The following is an 18510-nucleotide window of genomic DNA, read 5'->3' as shown; positions in this document are numbered from 1 at the left end:
AGTAAACCAAACTTCAAAAATATTTTTAAAAATACTCTCATATTGTACAAAACTACATTCAATTTTATCTAATTATTTGAATTCTCGGTTTTCTCCATAAAAACTATTTCTCATAATGTAAATGACCACTAATAAATATAAAATATATCTTACAAAATGTGCAATAACAACCCCTTCTGTCCCATAAATATTAATAAAATAAACGGAAAAAACATAAAACAAAAACACTGATAATAGCTCTGTAAAAACAAAATATCCAATTTGTCTTTTTGCCAAAAATTGATAAGAAAGAACTATGGCAACAAATTTTATAAAATCACCTACAAGTTGCCATCTAAACAAATTGGACATAGCTAAGAAGTCTTCAGTATAAAGGGACTTAATTAAAAATATTCTAAATAAATATACCAGTAGCATACCTATAATAATTAGGGGAAGTAACATTTTATATATCATCATGACTTCTTTCCTAAATTCAAAAGTATTTTTGATATTTGAATATTTAGGCAAAATATACAACGGAAAAATGGCCGCTAAAAACTGCATATAAATTTTAGACACAGAGGTCATGGCTGTCCAGTAACCTGCATCAGATTTACTCACGGTTTTTTCAATCAAATTTCTAATAAAAACATCAGTGGTATTAATAAAAAAAACGACAATTATAGTCATAAAACTGTATGATAATAATTTATTTTTAAAACTAAAACTTGAGAATATTTTAGATAAATTAATATATACCATACTCTCCTTTAAAAAGAAAATAAGATAGCTTAAGAATTGTATTATTGGAATTAAACAAATGGCTAACAAAGCTCCGCTGATTCCATTAATCATGGTTAAACACACTATCACTATCGTGCTTACTATTATTGCAAATAAATTTAATCTTGAGTATAATTTATAATTCGACAGGCTGTTTATTAAGGAGCCCAAAATGGCATTTATTCCAATGAAAGGAATTAAAAATGAAAGAATTTTAAAAATGTACTCATATTTGTTGTCCGTTCCAAAGACTAAATCATTTAATAATCCTGAACCAAAAAACAAAATTATAAAAGAGAAGAAACTAGCTATTGCGGCAAAAATAAAAGTTGTTGAAAACAGACGATTGAGTTGTTTCTTGTCATCCTTGTTTTCAGAAATATATTTCACCAACCCATTGGAAGTTCCCAAAATTGAAAATTGATCAAGAAAACTTATAATATTTTTTAAATCACCAACTTGAGCGATTCCATCAGCTCCAATATATATTGCAAATATTTTTTGTGTAAATAAAGAAAAACCCATTCTTACCGCAACTAAAAAGGCATTAGCTGATGCAATCTTAAATAACAAATTATTCTTTATATAACCAGGTATATTCAATAATGATGGTGGATAATATTTTTATTATAAATCTATCTTTCAGTTTCAACCCCAAAAAGCGAACTACCGAATATTAATAAAACAACGCCATAATATAGCAAATAACTAACAAAATGGGCCATAACAGCACCTTTAACACCATATAAATCGATAAAGTAGATACTTGTTAAATACATTATAATAACTAAAAACGCTTCTGTGACTATATAATGCCAAAACATTTTTTTTGCTAAAAACTGATAGGCAATAACAAGAGATAAAACCTTTACAAAATCGCCTAATAATTGCCATAAAAATAGATCTTCCACAGGTTGAAATTCATTTGAAAATACACCTTGTACTATGTAAGGTTTTAAAAAGTAAATAAGAATCAAACCTAACCCAAAAAGTGGCATAACCGTTTTGTAAAAACTAAAAACTTCCCTTCTAAACTCTTTAATACCATCAATTTCACTAAATCTGGGCAAAATATAAAGCGCCATTAGCGAACTAACCAGCATTAAATAATATTTTGAAATTCTAGTCATAGCTTCCCAAAAGCCCGCATCCTTATAACCAATATTATCAATAATATAATTACGAATAGCCAATAAGACCAGCGGTAAAATGACAGCTGAAAACAATGCCATCACGGTATAAGAACTCATTTTTTTTAAAAAGCTAAAACTTATTTGTTTTACTGAAATTAAACCAACTAAACTACGCCTGTTTATAATGGCCACTAAGGTGATTAAACAAATCAGCGATTCTGAAATGGCCACAGAAATTAAGGCCCCTTGGATTTTATTTTGATATATTAATAATAACGTAATGGCTACAACCAAAATTTGACCTATTATATTTATCACAATAAGCATCTTGTAATTTGAAAACCCGTTCATTATTGAAAAGGAAAACATATTCAATGCATAAAAAGGCAGAACAATTGCGAAAATTTTTATGACGTATGGATAATTATTATACGTTGGAAAAATGATATCATTAATACTCTGAGCATTAAAATAACAAAAAAATGAGACTGAAATTGTAGCAATAAAACCAAGGTAAAACACCGTAGATAGCGCTTTACTTAACCTAACAGTGTTATCTTTAAACTCAGCAAAATATTTTACCGCGCCATTATAAAACCCTAAAATAGAAATAGTTTGAAATGAACTTACAAAATTCCTTAAATTACCAATTAAGGCTAAGCCCTCAGCTCCAATAAAAATAGCAATAGCTTTTGAAGTTAAAATTCCCGCAATTATTTTAGTCAATAAAGATACCGTTTGTAAAGACGTCACTCTAACTAAAACATTTTTGTTTATGTAAGCTATTAATTTCTTCAATTAATATAATTATTTATTAATTATGGAGAAAACAGATATTCACTACAAAAATTGTATGAAATCTAAAAAATTATATTTTTTTCAATTAGTCCAAATATACAAAATCATTTCAAGCAGCTTCCTTTAAAAAGGCCTATGATCTATATTTTGAAACAAATTAAAGAAACTAATTTTTCTTAAAAAATAAATAGTAAATATTAATCCCAAAAATTATGGTATTGGTAATAATAATGGGTTTTGATAAAGGTTCAAGTAAAAAACCATAAAGCACAAAAACTAAGCATCCCAGAGAGTTCACTATTCGCAGTTTCACTACTGATTTCATTAAAAAAGAAATCAGCACCGTTGTCATAGCCAAATAACCAACCCATTCAGTTATTGAAATTCCAAACACATCCATATTTTATAGTTGGGCTCTTAGAATTTAAACGCTTTTTTTACGTTTCCTTTCAACTTCAGTTAAGTATATTTTACGCAAACGCAAATGTTTAGGTGTCACCTCAACGTATTCATCTTTTTGAATATATTCCAAAGCTTCTTCTAATGAAAATTTAATAGCAGGAACAATTTTCGCCTTATCATCTGCACCAGAAGAACGCACGTTACTTAATTTTTTCGTTTTGGTAACATTCACAGTCATATCGTCACCACGTGAATTCTCACCAATAACCTGACCTTCATAAATATCTTCTCCTGGATCTACAAAAAACTTGCCTCTATCTTGTAATTTATCAATGGAGTAAGGAATCGCTTGACCTTTTTCCATAGACACCAAACTTCCATTTTGACGCTCAGGAATACCTCCTTTTAAGGGTTGGTATTCTTTATAACGATGCGCCATAATAGCCTCACCAGCAGTTGCAGTCAATAAATTATTACGCAACCCTATAATGCCTCTTGATGGAATCATGAATTTACAAATCATTCGATCACCTTTGGCCTCCATACTCAACATTTCCCCTTTTCTTAAAGAAACCATTTCAATTGCTTTACCCGATACTTCTTCCGGTAAATCAATAGTCATTTCTTCAATTGGCTCACATTTCACACCATTAATTTCTTTGATGATAACCTGTGGCTGACCAATCTGCATTTCATATCCTTCGCGTCTCATCGTTTCAATTAAAACAGATAAATGCAATACACCTCTGCCAAAAACTATAAACTTATCAGCACTCTCCGTTTCACTTAAGCGCAATGCCAAGTTTTTCTCAAGCTCTTTATATAATCGTTCTTTTATATGACGAGAAGTAACAAATTTTCCGTCTTTCCCAAAAAAGGGTGAATCATTAATTGTGAACAACATGCTCATGGTTGGTTCATCTATGGCAATCGTTTTTAAAGCCTCAGGATTTTCAAAATCAGCAACTGTATCACCAATTTCAAAACCTTCTAATCCTACTAAGGCACATATATCTCCAGCTTGAACCGATTCTACTTTTTTACGACCTAATCCTTCAAAAATATGAAGTTCTTTAATTTTAGATTTTGTGATTTTACCATCTCTTTTAACTAAAGAAATGTTCATACCTGTTCTCAATTCACCACGTTGTAAACGACCAATGGCAATTCTACCTGTAAAAGATGAATAATCTAATGAAGTGATGAGCATTTGCGTAGATCCTTCATCAATTTTTGGAGAAGGGATATGCGCAATGACCATATCTAATAAAGGCTCGATATTTGTTGTTGGTTTCTTCCAGTCATCACTCATCCAGTTATGCTTTGCAGACCCATAAACAGTAGGGAAATCTAACTGCCATTCTTCAGCACCCAATTCAAACATTAAATCAAAAACAGACTCATGCACCTCTTCCGGGGTACAGTTTTCTTTATCCACTTTATTTATAACCACACATGGCTTTAAACCTAAATCAATGGCTTTCTGCAATACAAATCGGGTTTGTGGCATAGGTCCTTCAAAGGCATCAACTAATAATAAAACACCATCAGCCATATTTAGTACACGTTCCACTTCACCACCAAAATCGGCGTGACCTGGGGTATCTATGATATTAATTTTTGTGTCCTTATATATCACCGAAACGTTTTTTGAAGTAATGGTAATACCTCTTTCACGTTCCAAATCATTGTTATCAAGAATTAAATCACCTGTATTTTCATTGTCACGAAATAAATGACAGTGATACATGATTTTATCAACCAAGGTGGTTTTACCGTGATCTACGTGCGCAATGATTGCAATGTTTTTTATATTAGCCATAATAGTGCCTTATTTTAAGCGTGCAAAGGTAATTATAAATAATGGATAAATTATACATTACTATTATTTTGGGTATTCCCTTTTTTTATCTATTAAAAAAAGGGCGTGCTATCCACTGTATCTTTCTTGTTTTTAACATATTAAAACCAGAAAGGATGCCGTTTCTATCGCTAATACAATCAAAAACCCAAATCCATTTTCGCATAATACATATTACCTAATAATTAAGTTTTAATAGTATCTTTGCTCAGAAATAATCAGAAACCCTCTTATTTATGACACTTAATGATGTCCCAAAATTAAAATACACCAATTCCAATAACTTTTTCTTGTTATGTGGCCCATGTGCTATTGAAGGAGAAGATATGGCTTTAAGGATCGCCGAAAAAGTAGTAAAAATAACAGATTCACTTCAAATTCCATACGTATTCAAGGGGAGTTTTAAAAAAGCTAACCGCAGTAGAATTGATAGTTTTACAGGAATTGGAGATGAAAAAGCCTTAAAAATACTTCAAAAAGTTTCTAAGACTTTTGATATTCCAACGGTCACTGACATTCATGAAATTTCTGATGCCGCTTTGGCTGCAGAATATGTTGATGTGTTGCAAATTCCCGCGTTTTTAGTTCGACAAACAGATTTAGTGGTAGCTGCTGCCAAAACCGGAAAAGTGGTGAACCTTAAAAAAGGGCAATTCATGAGTCCCGAAAGCATGAAACATGCCGTACAAAAAGTAAAAGACGCTGGTAATGATAAAGCATGGATCACTGATAGAGGTACCATGTTTGGCTATCAAGACATGATTGTTGATTTTAGAGGCATCCCAACCATGAGGGCCTATGCGCCTACCGTTCTGGATGTAACCCATTCCTTGCAGCAACCTAATCAGATGAGTGGTGTAACTGGAGGCAGACCAGACATGATTGAAACTATTGCCAGAGCTGGCGTGGTTAATCATGTAGACGGTTTATTTATTGAAACGCATTTTGATCCTGCCAATGCCAAAAGTGATGGAGCGAATATGTTACATCTTGATTATTTAGAAAAACTCTTAACTAATTTAGTGAGCATAAGAAAAACGATTAATTCACTCTAATTTTTTTTATAACAATAACTACCAGTCAGAAACCTGTTTTGGTTGTACTTTTTTCATCATTTTCAATAAATTGGCTATTTCATTTCTGATTGCTAAAGCATTTCTTTTATTTAAGATGGATGCTCTCTGTACGAGGTCTTTTCATAATTTAAGTGAAACGCTAGTTAATTTTTATTTCTGGGTAATGCCTCCTCAGGGAATGGGAATAATATCGTAGAGTTCTTTTCTGCAGCAATATGAGATAAGGTTTGATACAATCTTAATTTTATTGCTGATGGTGATTGATCTATAAGTTTACCAGCTGCTAATAAATTTCCGGCAGCTTGTTCTTCAGCTAGTGCTAATATTATTCGGGCACGTCTAGACCGTTCTGCTTCCGCCTGATTGGCCATCATTCTTTTCATGTTTTCCGGCAACTGAATATCTTTAATCTTTACATCAATAATCTCAATGCCCCAACCCTTAGTTTCAACTTCAACGATCTTCTTAATATTTTTACCCATCTCTTCCCGCTTTGACAAAATGGTATCTAACTCAACCTTTCCACAAACATCGCGCAAAGCAGCCTGAGATAACTGCGTAATAGCAAAATTGTACTCTTCAACTTCAAGTACGGCCATTTCGGGATCAGTCACTTTAAAAAACACCACACCATCAATGCTACATGGCACATTGTCCTCAGTCATGACTTCTTGAGATACTATATTTATTGTGATCACCCTAATATCTACTATTTGAATGGTATCCACCAATGGAATAATCCATCTAAAGCCCGGTTGTAATGTTTCAACGTATTTACCAAACCTAAATTTTAACGCCCGTTTATATTCAAAAATAATGCGAATTCCAGATAATAGAAAAACGGAAAAAATAACAAAAAGTATTAAAGGTGGAAACATGACATATATTTTTTAATTTACTAAATAAAAGGTTTTATAATATCACTCTTTTTTATGAAGTAAACAATGACATTTGTCATATTGATCTATAGTAAGTTACTATTTAAAACCAACGTTAAAAGTTATTTAAATCTGCCTTTTTAAATTTTGAGAATCATTTTTAAAAAACAGAACGCGCTATTATGCTTTTCTGTTCTTTTCCTGAAGGTTTCTAACAATTGTTGTAGCCATATCTCTGGAAACAAAGCGATGTAAACTTGCTAAAAATTTATTAAGGAATCCAGGAATAGCTACTGTTTTTCCTTTTTGCATGGCCTCATAACCATAAAGTGCCACCTCTGAAGGACATGCCATATTAAAGCCAATTTTATTATCGGCTGCTGATTCTGAAACAACTTCTTGAAAGGCTGTTTTAGTAGGTCCAGGACACAACACCGTAACCGTTACACCAGTTCCTTTCAGTTCATTCGCAATGGCTTCAGAAAATGATAATAAATAAGATTTAGAAGCATAATAAATGGCCATGAGCGGACCGGGCTGAAAAGCAGCTAAAGATGAAATATTTAGAATTTTACCCGAACCCCTTTTTATCATGCCTTCAAGTAATAATTTAGTTAAATGTGTACTGGTTATAACATGCACATGAATCATATCTAACTCTCGGTGCCATTCTGTGTTATTAAATGGTCCAAATAATCCAAAACCGGCATTATTAATTAAAACATCAATACTCACGTTTTTTATAGCTTCAAATATTTCAACAGCAACATTGGGCATACTTAAATCTTTGACAAGAACATCTACCTTACAGTTGTTTGCTTTATTAATTTCCTGTTTTACTAAATGCAGTTTATCAAAATCAATATCAACTAAAATTAAATTATAAGAATCTTGAGCTAACAATAATGATAACTCATAGCCCAATCCTGAAGCTGCTCCAGTTATCAATGCCGTTTTAACCATACTTTGAAATAAATTTGAGAATAAGTATAAGGTATAAAGTTAAGCTTTTCAATTAACTTCCTTAAGCATTCGTGCATAAGCTAAAGAATAATTAAAGAAAACACTTGCTAACATATCTAATAGCAACCAATCATTTATTTATCATATTTCAATTTAACTAAATAACTATATTTGTAACAACACTATAAAAAAGAAGTCCATAACACATGGAATCATTATCATTACAAAATTTTATAAGTTTAATTATTGTGTTTGTTTCATGGCTTTTGGTCATTTTTCTATTAACAGCTAAAACAAAAAATAAGACAAGCAATATAATTCTAGCATTATTTTTAATAGTAAATGCCCAAGATTCAAGTGGTTTGTTTGCCCATTTCTTAATATATCCTAAATTTCCGGGTTGGGGTATGATGATTAATTCTACCGTTGATTTTAAGCTACCACTGCTTTATTTATATATTCAATCCGTGGTATATGCAGATTTTAAGTTTAAAAAGATTCATTTATTCCATCTTACTGCCTGGATTCTTAATACAATAGTGTTAACTCCTCGCTTTTATGCTGTTGATTTTGATGCAAAATGGGCTTTTTTAAATGCAATCGACTTCCGTGAAACGATTGAAATTAGACTTTCATACATAATTGTACATATCCAAATTTTTGTTTATTTTATTATGAGTTTTATACTGATTAAAAAATATAAAACACTTTTACTTGAAAACTACTCAAACGCCAGCTTATTTAATTATAAATGGCTATATCAACTAGTTTTTCTATTTGCAGTTATAGCTTTTATCGCTACATTTAAAAATATGTTTCTTTTTTTACATCTAGAAAACATCCTCTTCTATACAAAAATAACAGTATCCTTTATTGCCTTAGGTTTTATGTGTTGGTTTGTGCTTAAAGTAATGCACTCACCAGAGATATTTAGAGGTGTCAACTCAAATTTGCAATTGGTAAAAAGTATTGTTCAAGAAGGTCAACAAATAAGAGAAGAAGACAGCATTGAGTCTCCAATAATAGTTGCTCTTAAAAAACATATGGTAGAAGAGAAACCTTATTTAAATGCCACATTAACTATTGAAGATCTATCTAAACAAATTAATTTTGAAACCAAAGATCTGTCTATTTTAATTAACCATCAATTAAACCAACATTTTTTTGATTTTATAAATGGCTATCGTATTAGAAAAGCTATGGATATTTTAAAGGATCCAGAGAAAAATGAGTTAACAATTCTTGAAATTTTATATAAGGTTGGTTTTAATTCTAAATCTTCATTTAATACGGCTTTTAAAAAATATACTAAACTCACGCCTACTCAATTTAGAAAAAGGGCTTTTAATAATTTATAGATAGTGAACCTAAATATTGATAACATATATCACCTTATTACCATTTGTTTGGCTTTGTTGTTTTCAATGTATCTGTTTTTTAACAAAACTAAAGAGCGTTTAGGCAATATTTTTTTAGGCTACTTTATTTTAGATTTTGCCCTTGAAAGTTTTGATGTACTATTGAGCAAAACCTCTTTCTATACAGAACACCCAAATTTTTATTTAATAATCCCTGCATTTGCATTTTTAATCTATCCGAGTTGGTTCTTTTATATTAAGACAACTGCCTTTAAAGATTATAAATTAAGAAAAGTTGATTTATTACATTTAATTCCTTTTATAGCCATTACAATTATCTTTCTTTTCAGTTATCACTTACAACCCGATGAAATTAAATTAGAGATAAGAACTAACCCTTATAATACGCCATTGTTTGTAAGTTTTATTTACTATCTATTAAGAATTCAAGGGATAGTTTATGGCATCTGGTCAATTAAGATAGTATATAGATTTAAAAAGATAGTCAACGAGAACTATTCAAATATTAACGATAAAAACTACAAATGGATATTGCAGCTAACCATTGTATTTGTTTATTTTATATTAACTGCTTTGGTCTATAACATTTTCAAATTTGGCTTTAAAGAATTGTATGAAGAACAAAACATTCATCATCATATATCATCTATTATAACTCTTATTTTTCTGTCTTGGATTGTTTATAAAGGAATGTCTCAGCCTTATTTATTTAATGGTGTAGATTCTAATATAAAATTATTAGAAGAATATCTAAAAGAGAAAAAGGGAGAAGAGAAAAAATCTAAAAGCAATGAAATCACCACTCAAGATTCAGCCTTAAAAGACAAAATAGAAGAATATGTAATCACAAATAAAATATATACCAACTCTTCAATTACACTTTTTGAATTGGCCAATGGGCTTGGAATGAGTAGTTATGAATTATCTCTTTTTTTAAACAAAACCTTAAACAAGAATTTCTTTGACTATATAAATGAGTTTAGAATAAAAAATGCCATGGAAATTTTGCAAAATCCAGACAAAAAAAACCTTACTATTCTTGAAATTTTATACGAAGTTGGTTTTAATTCTAAATCATCTTTTAATACTGCATTTAAAAAGTTCACAAAACAAACACCTACACAATATCGCGAAAACACATTAAAATCAAGGTCTTAAATAAAGTCGAACGCCTTGATTGAAAAAGTCGAACCAATTTGTTTTAAATAAAGGGTTTGACTTTTTTTATTCGGTCGATTCTCAATGATTTCTATCAGACATTTGCTTCATGAAACATAATCAACATGTTTTTACTGTAACGCTAAAAAAAATGGAATGTCTTTATTAAAAATCATAAAAATCATGATACAATCAAAAATCAAACAGTTAATCTTAGGATTCTTTTTAATATCAAATATCTTATCTGCAACAGATGTTAAATGGCAAATTACAGGTAAAATAATTGAAGACAAAACAGAAGAAGCTATTCCGTATGCAACAGTCGCCATTTATAATAAAATCGACTCTAGTGTTATTACCGGAACTATTAGTGATGAACATGGTCAATTTACTTTAGAAAAAATTTCTCTTGGTGACTATTATTTAAAAATCAGTTTTATGGGTTATCAAGATTATATTCTAAATAATTTAGTTTTAACTGAAAACATTAAAATTGTAGACCTCGGTACTATTACTTTAAAACCAAGCCTTGAAGAACTTGAAGCTGTTCAAGTAAAAGCCAAAGTTTCATCTATTAAAAATACCGTTGATAAACAAATACTTAATGTTGGATCTAATTTGTCTGCAATTGGTGGCACAGCAGTAGATGCTTTAAAAATGTCTCCATCCATACAAACCGATTCAGACGGCAATGTAAAACTTCGCGGAAGCGCCAACTTTATCGTATTAATTAATGGTAAACCAACTACTTTAACACCAACCGAGGTACTAAAACAAACGCCTGCCAATTCTATAAACAAGATAGAAGTTATCACAAATCCTTCCGTAAAATATAGTGCTGAAGGGGGTGCCGGAATTATTAATATTATTTTGAAAAAAGGCATTGAAAGTGGGTTAAATGGAATAATAAATGCCACTATAGGTTCAAGAAGTAAATATTCCAGCGATGCGAACTTTAACCTAAATAAAAAGAAGATTAGTTATTCCCTTGGTTTTGATTGGAGAGACTTTACAAAAGTTGCCTACAATAATTATTACAGAACCCTCTATAATGAAGATAATACACATTACGCTCAGATGCTTCAAGACAGAAGGTTTACCGAATCAAACTTAGGCTTTAGATTTGGATTAGATTATAACCCAAACGAAAAAAACAACTTCACGTACTCTTTTCATACAGGATATAATAAAGTGGATGGATACGTCCTTAACACAAACTCTGGTTATACCATTCCTGCCAGTACCGAAGAACATAAATACAATCCGTTTTACCTTAAAATGAAACCTGTTTTTTTTACAAATAATTTAGGATATACTAGAACATTAAATGAAGGAGATAATCTAGCTTTTAATTTATACTATTCCTATATAGACTATGATTTTAATAATCAGCAAGCCTCATATATTACCGACGAAAACGCAGTTATAATTGACACAGAACCTTACAGATTAAACGTTCTAAATAAAAACAACAGTAATGATGTAAGGTTTGATATTGATTATACCAATACCCTTAAAGAAAATACAACCCTTGAAACAGGCATGTCATTTCACCAATACAATCGGTTTTTAGATATAACCTATGCACAATATGATTATAACGTAAACGACTTTGTGAATCATCCAGATTATACCAATAAATATAATTTTGATGAAGCTGTTTATGCAGCGTATGTAAATTTAAATAGTTCCGTTTTAGGCTTAAACACCTCATTTGGTTTACGAATTGAATATACAGACAGATTGTTAAAACGTAAAAACTCAAATGAGAAATACGCATTTGACAGAGTTAATTATTTTCCAGGATTTTCAATTTCTAAAAATCTGAATGATAATAACAGTATTAAACTTGCTATGACAAATAGAATAAACAGACCCGATGAGTATATGATGAATCCATTTCCAGAATTTCAGGATGATTATTTTTATGCGGAAGGAAACCCATACTTAATCCCAGAAATAGTTAGAAATATTGAGGTTGGGTATAACTATTCAAAAAACAAAACCTCATTTTCTTCTAATTTATATTACAGACAAACAACCGATAAATTAGAGCAAAAATTAACAGTTCGAGAAGACGACAAAATTGGAACCATTTTTCATAACGACGCAGCCGACAAAGCATTTGGTCTTGAATTAATGGGGAACTTTCAAATAAATGATTGGTGGAGTGTGAACGCAAACACTAATTTATTTCATTATGATATTTGGGCCATTGTTGAAGATGTAAAAACATCACGTAATAATTTTACCTGGAGCGCTCAATTAGTCAACTCTATTAATATAAGTGAATCTACTTCCCTTCAACTTACAGGTTATTACAACAGTAAATCAGTTAGATCACAAGGAGAATTAAGCAGCTTCTATTTTCTAGATATTGCGCTTAAACAACAATTTATGAATGATAGATTATCTATTAGCTTACAATGTAAAGACATTTTACAGTCTTTAAACTATGAGCTAACAACTTATACAGCTAACATGGATTTATTAGGAGACTTTAACAATGAATCTCCAATCGTATTATTTGGTGTTAGCTACAAGTTAAGTAACTATAAAAAGAAAACTAAAGATGTTCAAACAGAATTTGACATGTAATCTGCAACCAAAATTTAAACAAAATGAAAACAAAAACTATTAAAACAAAACATGTGTATTCAGACAAGAAATAGAATACAGTTTATTAAAAAATAACCAAGAATGGTTTCCTATCAATTTCCTATGGATACCAGTATTAAAATTAAACCGTGAATTAAATTTAAAAGCAAACAAAATGAAACAAATACTTTTTTTACCAATACTATTCTTAGCAATCTTAGTATCATCATGTTCTCATGATACAATCAATGGTTCTGGCAATCTAAGTTCAGAAATAAGAACTATTTCTGCTTTCAATAAAGTAAGTATTGAAGGTGTTTTTGAAGTAACCATTACCCAAGGTGATACACAATCTGTAGAAATAATTGCAGACGACAACATCATGCATAAGGTTATTACAAGAGTCCTTAACAACGAGCTTAGACTATATCTTGATGATGATAATAATTACAGAAACATCAGTTTAAAGGCAAATATTACAGTACCAGTTATTACCGGTTTGAAAAACTCTGGTGCCGGAAATGTACTTATATTAAATGTTGAAAATGGCTCAGAATTTAACTTATTCAATTCTGGCTCAGGTGATATTAGTATAGAAGGCAGTGCACAAAGCCTTTCCTTAAAAAATGAAGGTTCAGGAACATTTGAAGGATTTTCCTTTTCCGTTTATGATTGTAATATAAAAATTATCGGAAGTGGCGATTGTAAAGTACATTGCACTAATAATTTAAACGCTAAAATTGAAGGAAGTGGTGATGTTCACTATTTAGGATCGCCAGCCATTGAAGCGGATATTTCTGGTTCTGGCAAAATAGTTAATGCTAATTAATATTAACATAAACCCTGAAAATAATCTTTCAGGGTTCTTTTTTTTATTCCAAGTCGTCCACATAGTCCTGTAAATACGAAAACCTTTCAGTAAGTTTTCCGTTTTCAGTCATTCTGGCACGTTTTAAAATACCCTCTTGATCATTATTAAAAAATGCTGGTATAACATATTGCAAAAACATGTCACCAAAGCCTTCACTGGCATCTTTTGGGAGTTCGCACGGCAGGTTATCTACTGACATCACAGCAATGGCATTTTTGTTTTTATAGTCAGTTTCTTCTCCAGTTTCTTTATCATAACCAAAAACAGGGTCGGCAATGGTGGACGCCTTAATGGTTGTAGCAATGGGCCCATTCACATCACAGCTAATATCGGCCACTACTTTAATATTGAAGTCAGCCGATTTTACGTCTTCTTTGGTATAAAACTTAGGCGCTCCGTTTCCATAAAAGTGTCCTGCAATATAATAATCGGTCACCTTTGCAAAACGCATAAAGTCTGACACATACTCTTGTGGGTTATCAAAAAAATCAAACATGTCTTTTACCTTGCCATCTTTGCGCTTATTATAATCTAACACATCAATTTTACAATATACCGGTTCACTAAATGTTTTATGTAAATAATCATCTACTGAAACACTTTTTAAGTGCATGCCATCCAGCATTTCTTGCGCGCCACTAGCAACCTTTCCGCTTCCTGTTAAAAGGATTTTTATGTTTGGTAACTTAAGCGTATTTAAAACAGCAATCAGTTTTTTCTGATCATGCAAAGTTTCAGCTTTAGGCAAATTGAAAGAATCATATTTTAAACCCCAGGCTCTAAATCCGTTATAGGTTCCAACAATACCTGCATAACGTCCAAAACCTATTAAACGAAATCCTTTTGCATTTACTATCGTTTCGTGATCATATAACTCTATGTTTTTTTCTAAAATGGCTTTTAGTAGTTTTCTGTTATAAGGCTGCTTTTTGATGGTATGCGAAAAGAAAAAATATTTTTTGTTAGGAATTAAGTTTTCAATAGGAACTTCTTTAACCCCAATCATCACATCACAATCAGACACATCATTGGTTACTGCAAAACCAGCCTCTTGATAGGCTTTATCTGGAAATACTCTAATATCACTCGCCTCGACTTTAAAGATGGCGTCTGGAAACTGCATTTTTGCAATAATTAATTCTGATGGCGAAAACACTACCCGTCTGTCTGGCGGATTTTTACGTTCTTTTATGATGGCGAATTTTATGCTCATATATTAAATTATTTGTTAGCTAATAAAACATTAGCTGCCAATTTTTTGTTTGGTATAAATTTTGCACTAAAGTAATAGGATTTGGAAGGTTATACAAACTTTTTGATACCTTTGCAATCCGCGTTAAGGATTAAGGCATTGTTGGAGCTCATTTTTGTTTTTTACAAAAAAAGCGACAGCCGAAAGCCTGACCCTTTAGGGTAACGCCTAAATACAATAATTAATGGGGTCGACTGGTTTTGACAGCGAGATTAATTAAACTGTAAGCACGTCGTGTAATGACTTTGAAACACGTAAAAGGCTAGGTCAAAATTTAAACGGCGAGAATAACTACGCTTTAGCTGCTTAATCTGAATAAAGTAAGATGAGCCTCGTCCTACTAGGTAGGAGAGCTAAATGTCTCTAGAAAGCCTTGGTTAGCGGCGGTCTGTATAGAGGCATCGTAAAAGTTAACATAGATTGGGTAGCGCTTTGATGCCCTTTTGAAACTAAAAAGCTAAGTTGTAAGTAGAGTGTTTTTAATCAGCTTGCAAACGAAAATCATGAAAAAACTAAACGTGTAGAAAGCCTTTTGGTTACTTGTTTGGACGAGAGTTCGATTCTCTCCGACTCCACAATTAAAAACCGTAATTGCTTTATTATTAAAGTATTACGGTTTTTTCATTTACTTTTTAGTCAACATTTAGTCAGTAATTTAGGAATAAGGGGAGGGGTACTCTTTTTTACCTTTGTAAAAACAGTTTCTTAAATCAATACAATTATGTTTTTGAAAGTTAGTTTTTAAAACTTCAATTAAAAAGATAGGAATTATATGACTTTTGTTAGGTTGTGAATGGTAAGTATAGAGCATAAAAAAAAAATCATTCTAACCAGAACAATTCTCAATTTCATACTATTAATTAATAGGGGATTATCATTAATCAACATTACAAAGTAAGCAGTCTTTTATTTGTTGAAATATGAGAAATATCATTCTTTTACACCTATAATTAAGTGGTTCAACAAAAAAAGTTCACAATTCATGTAAAGTACATACTTTAGATGCACCATAACATAAGTAGGTTAATTAATTACCCTACCTTTCAAGAAACAACTAACTAGTGATAAAATTCTTTAGAAAAATTAGATATAGCTTAATGGAGAAAAATAAAACCAGTAAATATTTTAAATATGCCATTGGTGAAATTATCCATGTTATGATAGGTATTCTGTTAGCTATACCAGTAAATAATTGGAATAACCTTAGAAAAGAAAGCTTAATAAAGAATAATTTATTAAATGCACTTGAAACTATCTCCGTAAACAACCAGAAATGAAAAATATTTTCATCCTTTATCTGCTACTTAGCCCATTCGTTTCACTCACACAAAACCCAAAAATCGACTCCCTGAACCAGGTTTTAAGAGCCGCGAAGGAAGACACGAATAAACTTAAAACGCTCAACGCTTTGGGAGATGAATATTTAATCAGAAGAGATTTTGAAATGATACCCAAGTATACCGGAGAAAATATAATTCTGGCAAATAAGCTACTGAGCTATGCAGAAAAAGGAAATGCGGTGTGGCTTGCTGCAAAAAAAGCACAGCAACGCTCATTCTACCAAATAGGAATCATGCATTATCATCAAGGGAATTACAGTGAATCAATTGAAAATCATTATAAGTCAAGAAAAATATCTGAAGAATTAAAAGACACCATTTCAATTGGTAAAACCTATATTAACTTAGGTAATATTTATATGAGTCAGGGAAATGGTCCTAAGGCACTTGATAATTTTTTTTCTGGTCTTAGAATAATGGAGAAATTTGATCAAAAACTAGATATAGCAAAGGCCTACATCAGTATTGGCGGTGTCTATTCTATGCTGAACACAACCCCGGAAGCGCGTCAATATTACCATCGCGCTTTAAAAATCATGCAAGAACTCGGCGATGAGCAGGGGGAGGCACATATCTACTTAAACCTAGGTAATTCATCTGGCAATATGGGCGAATTTAATGAAAGTTTAAAACAATACTTTGAAGCACTGCGCATTTATGAAAAACTGGGTATCAAAAATGGTATTGCCACTGCTGATTTAAATATTGGCGATACATATACCTACTTGGGCAATACCACCGAAGCGCTTCCTTACCTCACCAAAGCATTGTATTTGAACACTGAAATTGGAGATAAAAAAGGAATAGCGGTTGCCTCTATTTATCTGGGTAATGTTTATTTAAAATTAAAGAATTACGCTCTTTCAAGAAAGTATTTTACCAATGGTCTTGAACTTTCTAAAGAAATAGAAAGTTTAAAATATGTTATGGAAGCCTATGTCGGTCTTACAGCAGTTGATGAGCAGACCGGAAATTGGAAAGCCGCTTTTGAAAATCACCAATTGGTTATAATGCATAAAGACAGCCTTCTGAATGAAGAAAGTTCAAATAAGATGGTTAAACTCCAGATGCAATATGAGTTTGATAAAAAAGAAGTTAAAACGAAAGCAGAGCAGGAAAAGAAAGATGTTGTAGCAACACAAGAGCTAAAGCGGCAGAAATTGATGCGTAATGGTTTCATGAGCGGTTTTACCATTGTACTTTTATTTGCGGGGGTTTTTTTCGTGCAACGCAATCGTATCGGGAAGGAGAAGAAGCGCAGCGAGGAACTACTACTGAACATCTTACCTGAAGAAGTTGCTGAAGAACTAAAAGAAAAAGGCCATTCGGATGCCCAGCTAATTGATGAGGTAACAGTGTTATTTACAGATTTTAAAGGATTTACCGACTTGAGCGAGAGAGTGACACCCAAAGCACTCGTTGCCGACCTTCACGAGTACTTCTCAGCATTTGATAACATATGCGAAACGTATGGAATTGAAAAGATCAAAACCATAGGTGATGCCTACATGGCTGCCGGTGGTTTACCTACTCCCAACACAACCCATGCAAAAGATGTCGTGAAGGCGGCTCTGGAAATGGCGGAAGTAATTGAAAAAGGTAAAGCCGAGAGGATTGCTGCGAATTTACCCTACTTCGAAGTACGCATTGGCGTGCATACTGGTCCTGTGGTAGCAGGCATCGTAGGTGTCAAGAAATTTCAATACGACATTTGGGGCGATACGGTGAATACTGCCAGCCGCATGGAAAGCAGCGGAGAAGTGGGAAAAGTGAATGTTAGCGAAAACACCTTTGAACTTTTAAAATTTGAGAATGACTTGAGTTTTGAACCAAGAGGCAAAATTGAAGCGAAAGGAAAAGGTAAGATGGACATGTATTTTGTATTTAAGAACGGTAATAGTCTAGCTTAAAAGCGCGATTCAACAATGGCTAAAAAAACATGGCGACTACCCTACTCGCTCCATGGGGCGACAACGGGCACATCGAGTGAACGACTTTTAACGAACTTTGATCATCGCCACGATTACTTCGTGAGC

13 protein-coding genes and 1 other RNA gene are annotated in these 18510 nt (G+C 32.0%); 8 read left to right on the top strand and 6 right to left on the bottom strand.

All coding sequences use genetic code 11. The annotated features are described in order from the left end of the window. Positions 1-72: 72 nt before the first annotated feature. The 3 genes from V8G56_RS05390 to typA all read right to left on the bottom strand — a co-directional run bounded on the left by V8G56_RS05390 (position 73) and on the right by typA (position 4920). Positions 73-1338 carry an O-antigen translocase gene (locus V8G56_RS05390; RefSeq protein ID WP_395437409.1) on the bottom strand — a complete coding sequence of 422 codons (1266 nt, stop codon included), beginning with the start codon at positions 1336-1338 and terminating at the stop codon, positions 73-75. A gap of 62 nt (positions 1339-1400) precedes the next feature. Beyond that, positions 1401-2696 (bottom strand): O-antigen translocase, encoded by a 1296-nt coding sequence (locus V8G56_RS05385; RefSeq protein WP_395437408.1) that lies wholly within the window; start codon positions 2694-2696, stop codon positions 1401-1403. Positions 2697-3120: 424 nt separating this feature from the next. Continuing rightward, the gene (typA, locus tag V8G56_RS05380; RefSeq protein ID WP_395437407.1) at positions 3121-4920 is read right to left on the bottom strand and encodes a translational GTPase TypA; all 1800 of its coding nucleotides are present in this window, start codon (positions 4918-4920) and stop codon (positions 3121-3123) included. A 275-nt stretch (positions 4921-5195) separates the two neighbouring features. Here typA and kdsA point away from each other — a divergent pair, with 275 nt between their 5' ends. Then, positions 5196-6014, top strand: coding sequence for a 3-deoxy-8-phosphooctulonate synthase (gene kdsA, locus V8G56_RS05375; protein WP_395437406.1), 819 nt, complete (start codon positions 5196-5198; stop codon positions 6012-6014). A 164-nt stretch (positions 6015-6178) separates the two neighbouring features. Here kdsA and V8G56_RS05370 read toward each other — a convergent pair whose 3' ends face one another. Next, on the bottom strand, positions 6179-6913 hold the full coding sequence (locus V8G56_RS05370) for a slipin family protein (RefSeq protein ID WP_395437405.1): 735 nt from the start codon (positions 6911-6913) through the stop codon (positions 6179-6181). Positions 6914-7093: 180 nt separating this feature from the next. After that, positions 7094-7876 (bottom strand): SDR family NAD(P)-dependent oxidoreductase, encoded by a 783-nt coding sequence (locus V8G56_RS05365; RefSeq protein WP_395437404.1) that lies wholly within the window; start codon positions 7874-7876, stop codon positions 7094-7096. A gap of 206 nt (positions 7877-8082) precedes the next feature. On the opposite strand from V8G56_RS05365, the gene V8G56_RS05360 reads away from it, so the two are divergent. The 4 genes from V8G56_RS05360 to V8G56_RS05345 all read left to right on the top strand — a co-directional run bounded on the left by V8G56_RS05360 (position 8083) and on the right by V8G56_RS05345 (position 13840). Next, positions 8083-9234 (top strand): helix-turn-helix domain-containing protein, encoded by a 1152-nt coding sequence (locus V8G56_RS05360; RefSeq protein ID WP_395437403.1) that lies wholly within the window; start codon positions 8083-8085, stop codon positions 9232-9234. Between the two features lie 3 nt (positions 9235-9237). Next, positions 9238-10413 (top strand): helix-turn-helix domain-containing protein, encoded by a 1176-nt coding sequence (locus V8G56_RS05355; RefSeq protein ID WP_395437402.1) that lies wholly within the window; start codon positions 9238-9240, stop codon positions 10411-10413. 183 nt (positions 10414-10596) lie between these two features. Next, on the top strand, positions 10597-13011 hold the full coding sequence (locus tag V8G56_RS05350) for a TonB-dependent receptor domain-containing protein (RefSeq protein WP_395437401.1): 2415 nt from the start codon (positions 10597-10599) through the stop codon (positions 13009-13011). A 175-nt stretch (positions 13012-13186) separates the two neighbouring features. Continuing rightward, positions 13187-13840: a GIN domain-containing protein gene (locus tag V8G56_RS05345; RefSeq protein WP_395437400.1), complete on the top strand. Its 654-nt coding sequence runs from the start codon at positions 13187-13189 to the stop codon at positions 13838-13840. Between the two features lie 43 nt (positions 13841-13883). On the opposite strand, the gene V8G56_RS05340 is transcribed toward V8G56_RS05345, so the two are convergent. Then, positions 13884-15089: an NAD(P)-dependent oxidoreductase gene (locus tag V8G56_RS05340; protein WP_395437603.1), complete on the bottom strand. Its 1206-nt coding sequence runs from the start codon at positions 15087-15089 to the stop codon at positions 13884-13886. Between the two features lie 231 nt (positions 15090-15320). Here V8G56_RS05340 and ssrA point away from each other — a divergent pair. The 3 genes from ssrA to V8G56_RS05325 all read left to right on the top strand — a co-directional run bounded on the left by ssrA (position 15321) and on the right by V8G56_RS05325 (position 18384). Next, positions 15321-15712: a transfer-messenger RNA gene (gene ssrA, locus V8G56_RS05335) on the top strand. Between the two features lie 519 nt (positions 15713-16231). After that, the gene (locus V8G56_RS05330; RefSeq protein WP_395437399.1) at positions 16232-16411 is read left to right on the top strand and encodes a hypothetical protein; all 180 of its coding nucleotides are present in this window, start codon (positions 16232-16234) and stop codon (positions 16409-16411) included. Next, positions 16408-18384 (top strand): adenylate/guanylate cyclase domain-containing protein, encoded by a 1977-nt coding sequence (locus tag V8G56_RS05325; RefSeq protein ID WP_395437398.1) that lies wholly within the window; start codon positions 16408-16410, stop codon positions 18382-18384. The genes V8G56_RS05330 and V8G56_RS05325 overlap by 4 nt, the downstream gene beginning before the upstream one ends. Positions 18385-18510: the final 126 nt, after the last annotated feature.

Source organism: Gaetbulibacter aquiaggeris (genome assembly GCF_044003965.1).
In the GTDB taxonomy this organism is placed as follows: domain Bacteria; phylum Bacteroidota; class Bacteroidia; order Flavobacteriales; family Flavobacteriaceae; genus Yeosuana; species Yeosuana aquiaggeris.
Note: the sequence above shows the minus strand (reverse complement) of the source record. Positions and strands in the feature narration are given on the sequence as shown.